Annotated in this window: 22 protein-coding genes; all 22 read left to right on the forward strand. The window is 61.2% G+C overall.

Translation table 11 applies throughout. The features are described 5' to 3' along the window. Positions 1-195: 195 nt before the first annotated feature. The 22 genes from HA50_RS26630 to traU all read left to right on the forward strand — a co-directional run bounded on the left by HA50_RS26630 (position 196) and on the right by traU (position 14598). Positions 196-588 carry a type IV conjugative transfer system pilin TraA gene (locus HA50_RS26630; protein ID WP_084879782.1) on the forward strand — a complete coding sequence of 131 codons (393 nt, stop codon included), beginning with the start codon at positions 196-198 and terminating at the stop codon, positions 586-588. An 8-nt stretch (positions 589-596) separates the two neighbouring features. Continuing rightward, a complete protein-coding gene (traL, locus tag HA50_RS26635) occupies positions 597-899 on the forward strand; it encodes a type IV conjugative transfer system protein TraL (protein ID WP_013512869.1) in 303 nt (100 codons plus the stop codon). A gap of 51 nt (positions 900-950) precedes the next feature. Next, a complete protein-coding gene (locus tag HA50_RS26640) occupies positions 951-1550 on the forward strand; it encodes a TraE/TraK family type IV conjugative transfer system protein (RefSeq protein WP_084879784.1) in 600 nt (199 codons plus the stop codon). A 3-nt stretch (positions 1551-1553) separates the two neighbouring features. Continuing rightward, the gene (traK, locus tag HA50_RS26645; protein ID WP_084879786.1) at positions 1554-2291 is read left to right on the forward strand and encodes an F-type conjugal transfer protein TraK; all 738 of its coding nucleotides are present in this window, start codon (positions 1554-1556) and stop codon (positions 2289-2291) included. Further along, positions 2288-3670, forward strand: a complete 1383-nt coding sequence (gene traB, locus HA50_RS26650) for an F-type conjugal transfer pilus assembly protein TraB (protein ID WP_084879787.1) — start codon at positions 2288-2290, stop codon at positions 3668-3670. The genes traK and traB overlap by 4 nt, the downstream gene beginning before the upstream one ends. Before the next feature lie 18 nt (positions 3671-3688). Further along, the gene (rfaH, locus tag HA50_RS26655; protein WP_084879789.1) at positions 3689-4201 is read left to right on the forward strand and encodes a transcription/translation regulatory transformer protein RfaH; all 513 of its coding nucleotides are present in this window, start codon (positions 3689-3691) and stop codon (positions 4199-4201) included. Next, the gene (locus tag HA50_RS26660) at positions 4198-4593 is read left to right on the forward strand and encodes a hypothetical protein (protein ID WP_084879790.1); all 396 of its coding nucleotides are present in this window, start codon (positions 4198-4200) and stop codon (positions 4591-4593) included. Before rfaH ends, HA50_RS26660 begins: the two co-directional genes overlap by 4 nt. A 14-nt stretch (positions 4594-4607) precedes the next feature. Then, positions 4608-5087 carry a hypothetical protein gene (locus tag HA50_RS26665; RefSeq protein WP_084879791.1) on the forward strand — a complete coding sequence of 160 codons (480 nt, stop codon included), beginning with the start codon at positions 4608-4610 and terminating at the stop codon, positions 5085-5087. Then, a complete protein-coding gene (locus HA50_RS26670) occupies positions 5080-5262 on the forward strand; it encodes a hypothetical protein (protein ID WP_084879792.1) in 183 nt (60 codons plus the stop codon). The genes HA50_RS26665 and HA50_RS26670 overlap by 8 nt, the downstream gene beginning before the upstream one ends. 498 nt (positions 5263-5760) lie before the next feature. Next, positions 5761-6309, forward strand: a complete 549-nt coding sequence (gene traV / locus HA50_RS26680) for a type IV conjugative transfer system lipoprotein TraV (RefSeq protein ID WP_084879794.1) — start codon at positions 5761-5763, stop codon at positions 6307-6309. Next, positions 6309-6596 (forward strand): hypothetical protein, encoded by a 288-nt coding sequence (locus tag HA50_RS26685; protein WP_084879795.1) that lies wholly within the window; start codon positions 6309-6311, stop codon positions 6594-6596. Before traV ends, HA50_RS26685 begins: the two co-directional genes overlap by 1 nt. Further along, complete coding sequence (gene traC / locus HA50_RS26690) at positions 6586-9231, forward strand: type IV secretion system protein TraC (RefSeq protein ID WP_084879796.1); 2646 nt, start codon at positions 6586-6588, stop codon at positions 9229-9231. Before HA50_RS26685 ends, traC begins: the two co-directional genes overlap by 11 nt. Positions 9232-9246: 15 nt before the next feature. Then, positions 9247-9693 (forward strand): type-F conjugative transfer system protein TrbI, encoded by a 447-nt coding sequence (gene trbI, locus HA50_RS26695; RefSeq protein WP_084879797.1) that lies wholly within the window; start codon positions 9247-9249, stop codon positions 9691-9693. Further along, positions 9690-10331 carry a type-F conjugative transfer system protein TraW gene (gene traW, locus HA50_RS26700; RefSeq protein WP_084879798.1) on the forward strand — a complete coding sequence of 214 codons (642 nt, stop codon included), beginning with the start codon at positions 9690-9692 and terminating at the stop codon, positions 10329-10331. Before trbI ends, traW begins: the two co-directional genes overlap by 4 nt. Beyond that, entirely contained in the window at positions 10328-10618 is a 291-nt protein-coding gene (locus tag HA50_RS26705; protein WP_084879799.1) for a hypothetical protein, read from the forward strand. Before traW ends, HA50_RS26705 begins: the two co-directional genes overlap by 4 nt. Then, entirely contained in the window at positions 10608-11306 is a 699-nt protein-coding gene (locus tag HA50_RS26710; protein WP_084879800.1) for a hypothetical protein, read from the forward strand. Before HA50_RS26705 ends, HA50_RS26710 begins: the two co-directional genes overlap by 11 nt. 10 nt (positions 11307-11316) lie before the next feature. Further along, on the forward strand, positions 11317-11637 hold the full coding sequence (locus HA50_RS26715; protein ID WP_084879801.1) for a hypothetical protein: 321 nt from the start codon (positions 11317-11319) through the stop codon (positions 11635-11637). A 176-nt stretch (positions 11638-11813) separates the two neighbouring features. Beyond that, positions 11814-12011, forward strand: a complete 198-nt coding sequence (locus HA50_RS26720) for a hypothetical protein (protein ID WP_084879802.1) — start codon at positions 11814-11816, stop codon at positions 12009-12011. A gap of 18 nt (positions 12012-12029) precedes the next feature. Next, on the forward strand, positions 12030-12788 hold the full coding sequence (locus HA50_RS26725) for a hypothetical protein (RefSeq protein WP_084879803.1): 759 nt from the start codon (positions 12030-12032) through the stop codon (positions 12786-12788). A 41-nt stretch (positions 12789-12829) separates the two neighbouring features. Next, entirely contained in the window at positions 12830-13117 is a 288-nt protein-coding gene (locus HA50_RS26730) for a hypothetical protein (RefSeq protein ID WP_084879804.1), read from the forward strand. A 150-nt stretch (positions 13118-13267) separates the two neighbouring features. Next, positions 13268-13609, forward strand: coding sequence for a hypothetical protein (locus HA50_RS26735; RefSeq protein ID WP_084879805.1), 342 nt, complete (start codon positions 13268-13270; stop codon positions 13607-13609). Next, complete coding sequence (gene traU / locus HA50_RS26740) at positions 13606-14598, forward strand: conjugal transfer pilus assembly protein TraU (RefSeq protein ID WP_084879806.1); 993 nt, start codon at positions 13606-13608, stop codon at positions 14596-14598. The genes HA50_RS26735 and traU overlap by 4 nt, the downstream gene beginning before the upstream one ends. Positions 14599-14605: the final 7 nt, after the last annotated feature.

A 14605-nucleotide genomic window follows, 5' to 3' on the forward strand; every position in this document is an offset into this window, starting at 1 on the left:
TAAGAGGCGTGCCCTGAGTAAGCGGAAAGCCTACGCGTCTGTCGTCCGGGAATAATCTTAAAAATCTTAAAGTGAAGGGTTAAAAGTGTGACATGAGTCACAGATTTTTTTTTTTTGAGAAAATGTACACTTACGTCGCGTTACGTCTGTTTACGCGCAACGACATTTCCTTAACTCAAACTGAGGGTTTTTTACATGAAAGTTGTCACAGGCAAACCCGCGCTGGCGGAGGGGGCTGCGGAAGCCTGCCCGGCGTTCCGGACCGCACTACCATCCGGTTTTATCGGCACGCTTTACCGCAGCTTTAGTCTTCTCTGGCGTCACCGCGCTAACGTGCTGCTGATCGCCCTGGCGGTGCTGTTCTTCGCACTCCCGCATCTGGTGCGCGCCGAAGACCTGCTCTCCAGCCAGAAACAGGACGCGAAGGATACGTTCGGCCACGGCAGCACCATCGAGTGGGGGCTGTACATTGCCGAGGTACTCATCTCCATCGGCGCCTACATCAAAACCCGCAACCCGATGCTGTTCGTCGGCGGCCTCGGCTTCCTCATCGTCGTCACCCGCGTTCTCTTCAGCCTCGCCGGTTAATCCCCGTCATGGACAGGGAATCGCTTCAGTACCAGTTCCCGGAAACCCTCAATCAGCAGAAACGCCTGCTCGGACTCCCGCCAGAGGAGGCCGGCGTCATCGTTGCGTGCGCCGGCATTGGCCTGCTCTGCGACATGTTCATCGTGATGCTGGTTGTGGCTGGCGCGCTGTGGCTGTTAATCCGCCATCTGAAGAAAGGGCAGGGCACCTGGTGGCTCCTGAACCTCCTTTACTGGTATCTGCCGACCGCGCTGCTCCGGCTGCAGTTCAGGCGGGTGCCCGATTCGGGCAACCGGCACTGGATGCAGTAACCCGTGCGCCACCTCCGGGTGGCGCATATTACCGACAGAAGGAAAACCGATATGAAGTACAAGGTCCGGGAGGGGCGCAACCGTGTGACGGTACTGGCGCTGGCGGGGCTGGGTTCGCTTCTGGCCCTGAGCCTTGCCGCGAACGGCATCACCGGCGCCCTCGCGTGGCACTTCGCCCGCACCCAGAAAACCATCACCGTTCCGATGCTGTTTGACCGGCCGTTTGTCTCCACCGCCGCCTCCGGAGACGACGCCCTGAACGGACTGCTGGTCCGCTCGTTTATCAATCTCCGCCTGTCCGTCACGCCCGAGACCGTGGACAGCCAGCACGCCGCCCTGCTGCGCTTTGTTCCGCCGGAAGACCGTGACGCCATGAAAAAACAGCTTGCCGCCGAAGCTGAGTACATCAGAAAGAACGGCGTCTCCTCCGTGTTCCGCCTTGACGATGAAACCACCGACACCACCACCGGTGACATCATCGTCCGGGGCACCCTGAGCGCCGGCACCACCAACGGCAACCTGAAACTTTCGCTGCCGGACACGAAAAAAGCCTGGCGACTCAGCGTGCACTACGTGGACGGCCTTATCCGCCTGACGGCCTTCACGGAAGTACCCTGGACGCAACCTGACCGCCGCCCGCAACAGGAATGAACCATGAAGAAAACCGTTTCCGTGCTCACCGCCCTGGCAGCGCTCACGCTGATGCCCGCCGTGGCCTCTGCCGTGGTGCCCGGCCCGGCCGGCACCGTATTTGAGAATAACGCGCACCTGAAGGCGCAGATGAGCAACACCAGCCCGAATAAAATCGTCATTGACGGGGAGCTTATCACCGCCGTCACCGGTCCGGAGGGGGCCTATACGAAAGACAGCACCGCCGACGGCGCACTGCTCATCACCCCGCTGACCGGACAGGATTTCACCCTCTTTATCGAAACGGCCGGCGGGGTGAGCGTCTCGCTCGACGTGTCCCCGAAACCCGGCAGCGGCCGCACGCTGGAGCTTATTCCGGCGGACGTGCCGCTGAAGCCGAACCCGGATGCGAAGGCGTGGGAGGAGAGCCAGCCGTTCCCGAAGACGCTGGTCAGCGTGGCGCGCACCGTGGCAAACGGCGGCGTGCCTGACGGCTATACCGACATGAAGGCCAGCCGGGCTCCGGCGTACAACCCGCCTGCCGGCGTCCTGCTCACGCCGGAGCGACAGCTGGCAGGCTCGCACCTGCGGGTGGTGCGTTACCGGATGAAAAACACCGGTTACGTCACCCGCGCCCTCAGTGAAAAGCAGTTCTGGCAGAAAGGCGTGCGCGCGGTGATGCTCTCCACCCGCACCCTGTATGCGAACGGCGAAGGGTACGTGTGGGTGATTTTCTCCACGGATAAGGAGGGCGGGGCATGAGCAGCATCAATACCCTGACCCGCCGCCGGCAGTGGATGATTGCAGGTACCGCGGCTGCGGTGATGCTCGCCACCGGTGGCGGCATCTGGGCGTATTCACGCCACCAGGCTGAGCTGAACCATCCGGCACAGAAATCCGCGCCGGATATGACCGGCAGCCTGGTCAGCACGTCCTTCACCAGCAGCGTGGCCACCTCGGCGCTGCAGCAGCAGCAGAACAAAACCGCCGGGCTGGAGAAAGACCTCTCAACCCTTACCGGGACGCTGAAAACGCAGAATGAGGACCTGAAGAAGCAGCTCAGTACGATGGCAGATGCCATCACTCAGCTGCAGAAGCAGCAGATGCAGGAAGACAGCAAACCGCCTGCCGGGCCGGGACAGGGCAGCACACCGCCGTCCGGTCCCGCTGCGAATGCCCCGGTGGCCACCGGGCCGGCGGGACCGGCACAGTGGCGTGTGGGTGATGCGACCGGCGGTCCGGCTGCGGGGCAGGGTAACCGTTTTTATCCGGCGCAGGGCTTTTACCCCGGCACCGGCACGGTACGCGGCGGTCTGCAGCGGGACACCTTCACCTACGCCTCGCTCGCGGCGAAAAAAACGAACCTGCCGTGGATACCGTCGGGTTCGTTCTCCGAGGCGGTCATGATTGAGGGGGCAGACGCCAACGCCAGCGTGACCGGTCAGCAGAATACCTCGCCCGTGGTCATCACCCTTATCGGCGATGTCTCCCTGCCCAACGGCAAAACGTACAGCCTCGACCAGTGCCGCGTCACCGGGGAAATCTACGGTGATATTTCCAGCGAGCGCGGCGAAGTCCGCACGAAAAACATCAGCTGCATCCTGAAAAACGGTAAACACATCGATATGCCGTTTGACGGGCATGTGGCCTACCAGGGCAAGCAGGGTATCCGCGGCAAGCCGGTTATGCGCAACGGGGCCATCATCGCCAATGCCGGTGCGGCCGGCCTGCTGTCCGGTTTCGGTGAGGGTATCAAATCGGCCGCCACGCCGACCGTGGGTCTGGGGGCCTCGGCGTCTGTGGGCGCGGGCGATATCCTCAAGCAGGGACTCGGCGGCGGGGCCAGCAAGGCCGCTGACACGCTGAGTCAGTACTGGATCAAGCGTGCCGAGCAGTACCACCCGGTGATTGATATCGGCGCCGGTAACGCCGTCACCGTGGTGTTCCAGCAGGGCTTCCGGCTGGAGACCATTGAGGATGCGGACGCGGAGAAAGAGAAGAAAGCCGCGCCACAGGCCAGCGCGCAGCAGACTGCCGCGGTCACGCCGGCAAACAGTGGTGGCGGCAATGCCCCGGTACTGAACCCCGACGAAGTGCTGCGTCAGGCCAGCCAGCTGCGCCTGGGTGACACCATCAACTGACAGGAACAGGAGACGGCTATGGAAAACTGGTACGTGGCGCAGACGAAGTACGCGCAGGAGAAGCGGGCGCAGCAGCAGCTGCAGAGTCAGGGAGTGACCTGCCTGCTCCCGGTCTTCTCCGAGGTCCGGCTGCAGAACGGGGGCATCCGGCGCATCGCCGAGCAGCCGCTGTTCCCGAACTATATTTTTGTGCGTTTTGACCCGGAGGTGGTGCATACCACGGCCATCAAGGCCACGCGGGGTGTCTCAACGCTTATCAGCTTCGGCGGCCTGCCGTCCGTGGTACCGGACAGCGTGATAACCCGCCTCATTCAGGGGTGGGAGCGCGCGCCGCTTACCACGGACGCACCGGCGCACGGCGACCGGGTGGTTATCCGCGACGGCGTTTTCGAAGGGCTGGAGGCGGTGTGGTACGAGCCGGACGGGATAAAGCGGGCGATGCTGCTCCTGACCCTGATGAACCGCCAGGTGCCCGTGCCGGTGAAAAGCCATATGCGCTTTCATATCACCGCGCGGGAGGCCGCCGCATGAACAGGGAAAGCGTAAAAGTGTTTTTCAGCAGTGCCGGCTTTGAGGTACTGGTTACAGCGCTGCTGATGGTGGTGAACGAAACTACGCTGGCGCTTCTGATCCGTACCGGAAATATGCCGGACGGACTGGATTCATGGCCGCTCTGGCGGCTGTCCCTGCTGGTTGCTGCCGGGATCGTGGTGCTGAGTCAAAGGATGGGTAACTCCCTGGGCTGGACCGTGCCGTTATTACTGCTCTTTGCCTGGCTGTTACTTGCGGGATGGTATGCCGGCATTGCGTTCTGGTACTGGCAGATCCCCGTCGTTGACATGCGGGATTTGTGCGTTCCACCTTTATTCGGGATGTTCCTGGCGGGTGGTGCACTTTTTATGCACGGCATGTACGGCATATGAGGGCTTAAAAAATTATGAACAGAAATCAGAGTCCGGCTGCCCGTAAACAGTGGGCACAATACTGCCGAATCCGCCGGATGGTGGCGCTGTGGTCTGCCGGTCATGAACCCTTTACGCCGACCTGGATTGTCTGGGGAGTGACGACAGCCCTGACAATGGCAAGGGTGGGAGGACACATGATCGGACAGGATGCCACGGTACTGAATCTGGCTTCACTGACCGGGTGGTTACTGTCAGCGATCCTGTTTTACCGCTGGCAGGGCCGTCCTCACAACTGGTCAGATATCATAGATGAAGAACTCAGGACTTACCGCCCCGCAGACCGGGCAGCATACGGAGAGCTGCAACGCGATACGGCGGAAACGGGACATCTCACGGCCTGCATGCTGTCATACTGGCTGGGAAAAGAACGGAGTGCGCTGACCCGGCGGGAATACGCGTTTACATCCCGTCAGGTCAGCAATGATGAGACGGAGGATATTCCGTATGAATAACCACACCCGTCGTGAGCAGCTTATCCGGTTATGTGCCCTTCGCGTCCGTTACCGGCAGGCCTGGCAGTCAAAGGCATCTGCCTGTCAGCTGGCGGCACTGCTGACGGAGACGGAACATCAGCAGAAGATATTCGCGGAAGCAGGCAGAGCACAGGAGAAAACCGGTGAGTGTTAATCCGTCTGATGCCCGGGTCGTTATCTGGTTTTCAGTCTCGTATCTGGCACCGGCAGTGATAACACTGACTGCAGGGGGGATATTTTTCAGCCGGAAAATGCTGACGGCCAATGTGCTGATCATTACGCTTATCAATACGTTGTGTTTTTATGTTTCACCCGCTGAATCTGAACCCACTTTCAGGCCTCTCTCCATCGGCGCGTTCAGCATGTATTTTGCGATGATTGGCCCGGGACTGAGCTATAACATCAAAACCGGGCAACCCCGGTTCAGATTCGCCGGACGGGCAGTGGCAGGAATTGTCACGCCATGCCTCTGCGTCGGGGTACTCTGGTGGGCTGCATTAGCGGGGTAGCCGTGTCCGAGAAAAGATTTTCCGTAACCAGTATATTCCGGCCCAAACGGATCACTGATTCCGATGTCGCCCGATCTCACCTTCCGATTTAATTCAACCATCAACACATCCTGCGCGGTATAGCCGCCACTGAGGACTCCATCATGCAAAAACTCTTTGCGTGCGCACTGCTGTGCGCTGCGCTCACCGGCTGCGCCGGCATGAACTCCGACTTTGACTGCAACAAAACCGCCACCGACCAGTGCCTCTCGATGTCGGACGCCAGCCACCTGGCGTCAAAACACCAGAGCCTCGACGACCTGAGTGCGGCGAAGGACAGCGGCCCAAAGCCTGCGGCTGAGGCGCTGGCGACGCCCGGCAACCAGAAGCCCGCCGTGAATCCAGACCGCACCGTCAGTGTGGCTGCGCCCGCACCCCGCCCCGTGGCGGGACAACCGCTCAGCCCCGCTGTGCTCCGGACCTCCACGGTGCCGGTGCACACCGCTGCCGTCTCCGCCGGCAGCATCACGCCGGCAGATTACAGTGGACCGGGGAAGGTTGATGCCACACGTATCCCGGACGCCACACAGCGCCTGTGGATTGCGCCCTGGGTGGATGAGCAGGACAGCTTCCATCAGCCTGCTGTCGTGGAGTTCGTGAAGCAGAAGTCCCGCTGGGACGAAGACTTTCGCGTGATAAGCGAGGGAGAGTAATGAAGACGCATGTTCACTGTAGTGAGGAGACGGCGTTATGGCCGTCACGACCCGGTAGCGGGACGGGCAGGGCGGCTTACCTGACTGCACATATGCCCGGCACGCTGGCATCGGCTTTCGCGCTGCATCACGCCATTCAGTCCGGTGCCGGTGTCAGGGGGGCGGGAACGCTTTGCCGGCATGTCCTTTACCACGGTACTACCGGCCGGGGTAAGAGTAGCGCCCTGCCAGAGAACGTCATGCAGGCGCTGATGACAACACAGACGGGAGGTCGTGATGCTCAGTAACGTTATCGATCACCTCGCCGGTATTCTGAGCAGCAGCCGGGACGAGGGCGGGGCAAAAGCCGCCTCAAAAATGCTGCGAGAAAACTTCAGCTACCCCTCGCTGACCAGCCTGCTGCCTTACCGTGAGTACGATGAGAAATCCGACCTGTTTATCAACGGCCGGTCCGTCGGTTTCATCATGGAGGTGGCACCGCTCGCCGGCGCTAACCAGCAGGTGGTGCAGGCACTGGACGACCTGCTGCGCAAAAAACTCCCCCGTAAAACACCGGTCACCGTGCTGATGGTCGCCAGCAAGTGCGTGGGGGACATGCTGGAGAACGGGCTGAGCCGCGACATGTGGAAAGGCAGCATGGCACCGCGCCTCAACGCCATCACCAGAGCCTACTGGGAACGCTCAGCGCTGAAAGGGCTGGTGAATAACCGCGAGTATCCGCTCTATCTGCGTAACTACCGCGTGTTTCTGGTGTATGCCCACCCGGGTACCGGCGGCATCCGGGTCATGGATGAGGTGGCGCAGATCCGCGAAACCCTGCGCGTGTCGATGATGGCCGCGCACATGGACACCCGGCGGGTGGCGGCGGCCGAATTCCTGACGGTCATTCGTGAGCAGCTCAACTACCGTCCTGGGCAGGTGAATGCCGGTACGGAAAACTGGAATCCGGAGCAGGAGCTGCACCGCCAGTGCGTGGACCACAGTACCGAGCTGGAGGTACACCCGGGTTACCTGCGCCTCACCACGGCGCGCCAGCCCGGTGACAGGCGCATAGAGGATGAGGCGGATACCGCCGTTGCCAGCACGCGCATCGTCAATATGCAGCTGACAAAGGTACCGAAGAAGTTTGCCCTCTGGCAGGCGGCGGACAACCTGCAGAACATGCGCTTTCCGGACCTTGGCATCCCCTGTCCGTTTCTGCTGAGCTGGACCATCTGCGTCGAGGAGCAGGTCAGCAGCCAGAACGAAGCGTTCCGTAAGGAACAGGACATGGGTAAAAAGGCCAACTCCTCCTACGGAAAACTCTTCCCCAACACGCAGCGCACCTATGAGGAGTGGCGTGACCTGCGCATGGGGCTGGCCAGCAACGAAATCGCCATGTGCAGTTTCAGCATGAACCTGACGCTGTTCTGCCCGGATGACGACAGTGAACAGCAGGCCTGTGAGCTCGCCGCCATCAACGTGTTCCGCAAGAATGATCTGGAGATGTCTGCGCCGCGCTACCAGCAGCTGCGCAACTGGCTCACCACCTTCCCCTTCCTGATGCAGGAGGGGCTGTGGGACGACATGAAGCACATGAATGCCACCCTGCGCTGCAAGAGCTTCAATGCGGTGAACCTGATGCCGGTGGTCGCCGAGCGGCAGATGGCCCCTTCGGGCAGCCCGCTGCCGACCTACCGCAACGCGCTGGCGTTTTTTGACATGTTCAGCGAGAGCAACGGGGCAACGAACTTCAACATCGCGGTCACCGGCACCACCGGTGCCGGCAAAAGCTTCTTTATCCAGGAGATCCTGCGTCAGGTACTGAATTCCGGCGGGTTTGGCTGGGTTATCGATATGGGGGGCAGCTACCGCAACTTCTGCCGACAGGCGGGGGGCGCCTATCTCGATGGGGCCACGCTGCGCTTTAACCCGTTTGCCAACGTGCGCGATATTAAGGAATCGGCCGAGGGAATACAGGGGCTGCTGACCGTGCTGGCCAGTCCGAACGATGCGCTGGACAAGGTCAGTGAGACCATCCTGCTCAAGGGCGTCGTGGCTGCCTGGGAGGCGAAGCAGAACCGGGCGCGTATCGATGACGTGGTGCTGTACATGAAATCGCCGGATGTCCGGTCAGAGTACGGCGACCAGCCGACCATCATGAACCGCATCAACGAGCTGGTGCTGCTGCTGGATCGCTGGTGCACCTGGGGAGCCAACGGTGATTACTTCAACTCGGACAAACCGACGCTTGACGGTGACACCCGCTTTGCGGTGCTGGAGCTGCTGAGTCTGGAAAACCAGCCGCACCTGCTGTCCGCCATCCTGTACTCACTCATTCTGGCGATTCAGGAAAAGATGTACCACTCGCCACGCAGCCTGAAGAAGGTGGCCATCATCGACGAAGCGTGGCGTCTGTTCAGCGGCTCCAACCCGCACGCGGCGCGCTTTATCGAAACCGGCTACCGCACGGTGCGCCGCCATCGCGGGGCGTTCATCACCATCACGCAGGGTATCAAAGACTTCACCGGTACCAAAGACCAGGCGGCACCGCCGGCAGCGGCGGCAGCGTGGGACTGTTCCGGTACCAAAGTCACACTGCTGCAGGATGCCAAAGCGTTCAAAACCTACCTCAATGCCAATCCGGATCAGTTCAGCGAAATGGAGACACAGGTTATCCGCGGTTTCCAGCCCGCCCGCGATACGGGGTTCAGTTCGGTGATGATTTCCAGCGGGGAATACAGTTCCTTCCACCGGGTGTTTGTGGACCCGGTGACGCGCGCGATGTTCAGTACCCGCGGGGAAGACTATCAGTATATGAGCGATGCGCAGGAGGCGGGGGCAACCAGCGAGGAGGCCGCGTACCTGCTGGCCTGTGAGCCGCACATGTATCAGGCCGAAATGCAGGAGCTTGAGCGCTGGGCCGGGCTGCCGGCCGCGTAAACAGAGGACATAACGATGCAGGAAGAGAAACATCCGCCCGCAGGGCCGGACAGTGAAACGGCCGATGACAGCACGCTGCGTGATGCCATCGGTAAAAAGTCAGAAGTATCGACAGGGCGCGGTCGGGTGGCCCGTATTGCCGCCCTCACCACCGTGGTCATCGTACTCAGCGCCGGTATCAGTGCCCTGGTTGCCCGGGCGATGCAGCCGGCATACGTGGTGTTTGATATGAAAGGCACCCTCGACACCTTCCGGCAGCAGACGGCGCAGACGCCGCTGACGCAGGATGCGCAGGCCGCCCTGACCACGCGCTTCGGGACGGCGCTGAATGCCAGCCTGACCGGCTGGCAGGCGGAGCACGGTGGCGTCATCCTGGTGAAGGGGGCCGTTGTCAGCGGTGCGCCCGATATCACGCCGGAGATACAGGCGGACATTGCGCGGCAGATGCAGGGGGCACCATGAGGCCGCGGGCGGCGGTAACGCTGCTCGCGGCAGTGGTTTCGTTACTCGCTACCGCGGTTGTTCAGCCCGCACAGGCTAAAGACCTCGGCACTATCGGGCATCTGTTCCCGATTGCAGAACCTGACCTGCTGACCTTTATCGGTCAGCGGCTGCAGGGGATGAGGGAGAGCGGGGAGCTGGACAGGCTGCAGCGTGAGGCCGAAGCGCGGGTGAAAGCCCACGCAGTGCGGCCGGAGCCGGTCGCGGGGCTGACGCCGGCGGTGAAAGACCGGACGTTCCGCTATGACCCGACCTTTACCGTGCAGGAAACGGTCCGGGACATGCAGGGTAACGTGATTGCCCGCGCAGGTGACCGGGTGAACCCGCTGGATAAGGTGCCGTACAGCGAGACGCTGTACTTCATCGACGGCGATAATCCGGTACAGATGGCGTGGGTCAGGAAGCAGCTGACCGGTCAGCAGAACTTTAAGGTCATTCTGGTGAAGGGCAACATCCGCGACAGCAGCCTGGCGCTGGATGAGCCGGTGTACTTCGACCAGTACGGCACGTTAACAACAAAATTCGGCTTTGAGCACACGCCGGTGCGCGTCACGCGCGATGACCGCTGGCTCAGGGTGGAGGAGGTAGCGCTGAAATGAGTCACAACGCACAGGGGCAGACGGCCCCGCAGAAAGTAAAACGGCATAACGCGCAGGTGCGCCTGGACGACGATGATAAATCCGGGCTTCGCCGGATGACCGCCGAATTTCCGCTGTACTCGGAGTCGGTTATTCTGCGCGCGGCGCTGCAGACCCTGCTGGCCTGCAATGGTGAGGTCCGGTCGGCCATCGTGCTGGCCTCGCTGACGGACAAAGACATTGGTGAAGTCATGCGTCGCCACGGCATGCAGCCGGCACCTGAAGGAAAGGTGACGCATGCAGAGTGACCGGGTGACACGACTGCTGAATGACGGGCAGTCTGCTGATTCATCCCCGGCTCAGCTGCACCCTGAAGGCGTCCCGGAGGCAGTGTGGTCAGGTCCCTTACCATCGCCGTCGTGCCGGGCGGAAATCCCGCTGTCACCGGACAGCATCCGTGCGGCCGGTGACCTGGCAGACCATCTGCCGGCGGCGGGGCTTTTTGTGATGTTGCTGACCCTGTCAGTGGTTATCGTCCGCCTGGGGCGCGTGTTTGCAGCTACGCGCCGCAGCAGCCCGGAGGCACCGAGCGTCAGGTATGGTACCCCGGCTTTCGCGCCAGCGCCTTTCGGCAGCCGGGCAATGGCTGAACGGGCGGCTGCACACGAAAATACCGCGTACTGGCAGCACCTGCTGGCGGCGTTCGGGGCGGCGCTCGAAGACGAAGGCTATGCGCTGAGTAATGATCCGCGTGGAGAGGTGAAACTGCCTGAGAGTACGCGTCTTCGTGTGGGATGCGCAGTCATCCGGGCACGTCAGCGCTGTATTTCACCGCTGCAGCATGAAGCCTCGCGGGAAGCATTTCTGCAGCAGGCGGCGGAAGATGGCTACGCCGGCAGCTGGGCAGACTGGTGTCAGCGGGGAGCAGAAGCGGCTGGCTGGTATGTGGTCAGACAGAACGTGGATCGTGACGCTGACAGCGCGGCAACAGACTGAGGAGCAGAAAATGACACACACTGGCATGTTCATTGCTGCCTTAATGGCGTTTGTCTGGGGCTGGCTTGTTTACCTCCGGAACCGAAATCATCAGGAGGCGCTGCGCCGGCGGGAAGATGAACGTAAAAGAAATCAGCTAATCCGCCTGCGCGTGCTGGAAAACGCAAAACAGGAATACACCGCGCTGTTGCGCAGGCTGGGCGTGAGTGACAGGTGGTTCCGCCACGCGTGGCCGCTGACGCAGCTGAGCATTATAGGGGCCGCCCGACTGGTTCGCTCTGCACCGCCATACCTGCCGCATTGCGCAATGCATCAGCCGATCTCTCACTGAACGGCGTGGACAATTTCAGCTGTGGCGGTATCGGGGACGCAGTGCCCCCTCTGCCGCCGGGTCTTATGTTGCATATGACATCCAGGGGCACAGAAACGTGTCCATCCTTTTTTATTGATGGATGCGGCGAAAAAACACGCCCCGGATTATGGCACAGCGAATTCAGGCGCGTTCTGATGCCGACAGGTCAGGAACGCGTTGAAATCCTTCTGCAGGGCACCCGCCATACCCCGGCAGAGACGCTTTCATACTACCTGTGTGAGATTGCAGGCCTGCTGGAGAATGGCAAAGCAGACGGGGTAGAGCACGATGACGACAGCGGCTGGGCCTTCCGCACTTTTACCAACGCGGTGGCTTCAGCTGGGCATAACTAAGGCTACAGGATCACACTGATGAAAAATTACCCTGACATGACGCCGCGACTCTGGCCGCCGACGGAAGAACAGTTGGTTTTCTGGCGTGACCAGACCGGCAGAGAGGGATGTTACGAGGAAGCGTATGCACAATGGCTGCAGGAGAAATGCGGCGGCACCGTGTTTGAAAAGAATGCTTCGGGTGGATTTTCGGATACCGGCTGCGCCCTGCTGAATGGCCTGCTGGCGCTGTCGGTGCAGTCGGTGCACCAGTACCGGCTGATTATCTCCACACCGCCCGATCCTGAGCGGAATATGATGCGGGAGGCGATAAGCGACATCGGAGCGCGTTATATGCCGTGGGAAGTTCCGGATTATGACCGGCGCCGTGCGCTTCAGGACAAAGTGAACAGCCTGCTGAATTCGCCCGTGAGATACACTGACTGGCTGGAAAGCCGGGGTGAGGCGGAGCGGGCACAGTGGGTGATGTGGGAAAAGGCCCTCGACCCTCATCAGTGGCCGGACTGCGTGTGGAAATTTCGCGATGAGTACACGCGGACAACGACCGCCCGCACCTGGCTCCGCGTGTTTCATGATTTCCGGCCCGACCCGGGGCGCAGTTATCTCGCGGTGATGATGCAGACGCTGGGCCAGCCTGAACACCTGGATCTCCACAAGCTGCTGAGGAGAGTGGCGAACGAAACCTGCTACGGCGATCTGTATGGGGGTGCCACGCTGATCCCGGACCTAGGTTTAACGTACTGTATTTACCCGGCGTTATCGGGCGCAGTGGCGTAGAATATCGCTCAGATGCTGGCGTGACGGTTAAGGATAAGAATATGCAGGAAACACACTGGCACCCGGAGCAGAGCGTTACGCTGACAGATAGCATGCTGCTCGCCGTGCTGGGTCTCGTGGTGGCCACGCTGTGGTGGCGAGCGGTGGCGGATTGCCGCAGTCTGCGCCGCAAAGAGAGGCGCAACGCCGCCATGCAGAACGGTGACGCTGCATTCTGGCACGCACGGTGGCGGAAAGCGCGCGTTAACGTGGTACTGGAATTTACCATGGCCGTTATCGTTACCCTGGCATCCGCCTGCGTACTGGCGTTTCTGTATCCTTATTACTGACCGTTATTCACCCCCGTTTCCTCCCCGCGGGGCGCAGGCTGTTCGTTCCTCGCCTGCGCTGCGGTACGCCTCAGCCTGCACCCCGCAGGCAGGCCTGATTAATCTCTGATCCTCCGGCAGTTCCGCTGCCGCCACTACGGAAAACCCTTTATGACACACCCTGCTGAATTATCGGCCCAGCCGGTCGTGCGCGATCGCTGGGGCGGCTGGACACACCCTGATTTTTTTACGCCTGCAGACAACCGCGAATATCCGCTGCCGGGCGAGTTTGAAGCCTGGCTGGCGGCACATCATCTGACATCCGCCACGACCTGGATGGATAACGACGTGCCGGAACACATGTCTGTCCGCTTCGGTAAAACGGGCGACTGCAGTGACTGGCAGCCCTCACGCCCGGCCGGTGAAGGCTGGTTTATGGGCAGTATTCACGACACGGAAGACGGTGCGGTCTGCATCTGGCTGCGCCGGCGGGAGGAGGGCGGGACAGCATGAAACGGTTCTTTCTTGTTGCCTGCCTGCTGCTCTCAGCCATTCTGGCAAAGCCGGTCATGGCGGCGGCCAGTAATGCCGGCGACGGTCGCTGGGTGAACCCCATCAGCGACGTCTGCTGGAAGTGTCTGTTTCCGATGACGCTCGGCAGCATTCAGCTGGCTTCCGGTTCGCATCCGGACACGCCGAACCCGGGCTCCCCCATTCAGCTCTGCCCGGTGGGCATACTTTACCGGCTGGGGCTGGCCATCGGATTCTGGGAGCCGATGGCGATGACTGACGTGACCCGTGAACCCGGGGTGATGGTCAACATGGGCGGCTTTAAAATCGATCTCGGACGGACCGGGACCGGCACCGGCGGGCAGAGTGACCGTCCCGTCGCCGGCGCGTTCTATCACGTTCACTGGTACAAGTACCCGCTTATCTGGTGGCTGAACATCATCACCAGCGTTGGCTGCATGCAGACCGGGGACATGGACATTGCTTACCTCTCCGAGGTAGACCCGCTCTGGAACGACAGCACACTGTCCATGATCATTAACCCGGAGGTGGCGCTGTTCAGTAACCTGGTGGCGCAGGGGGCCTGTGCGGCCGATGCACTGGCGTCCGTCACGGGGATGCCGCTGGACCCGCTGTTCTGGTGTGCCGGTGCGCAGGGGTCGATGTATCCCTTTACCGGCTATACCAGCAACGAGTTTTCCCCGCTGGAGGCTTCGCTGCTGGTCACTGAGCGCATGGCCTTCAAGCTGCACCGTGAGGGACTGGTGATGGAAACGGTGGGGGCGGACACCGCCGTCTGTAATGAGTATCCGTCCCCGATCATGCCGAAATCACGCTGGCGCTATCAGATGGTGAACATGTACCCGGAACCCTCGGACTGTCACCCGTTCGGCACCACCACCCAGCGGTGGGGCAGTACACACAACTCCCCGACGTCGAAAAAGAACTTCGGTTATCTCCTGTGGCGCAAACGTAACTGCGTTTTCCTGTAAGGACCCT

Origin of the sequence: Pantoea cypripedii (assembly GCF_002095535.1) — a bacterium.
Taxonomy (GTDB): domain Bacteria; phylum Pseudomonadota; class Gammaproteobacteria; order Enterobacterales; family Enterobacteriaceae; genus Pantoea; species Pantoea cypripedii.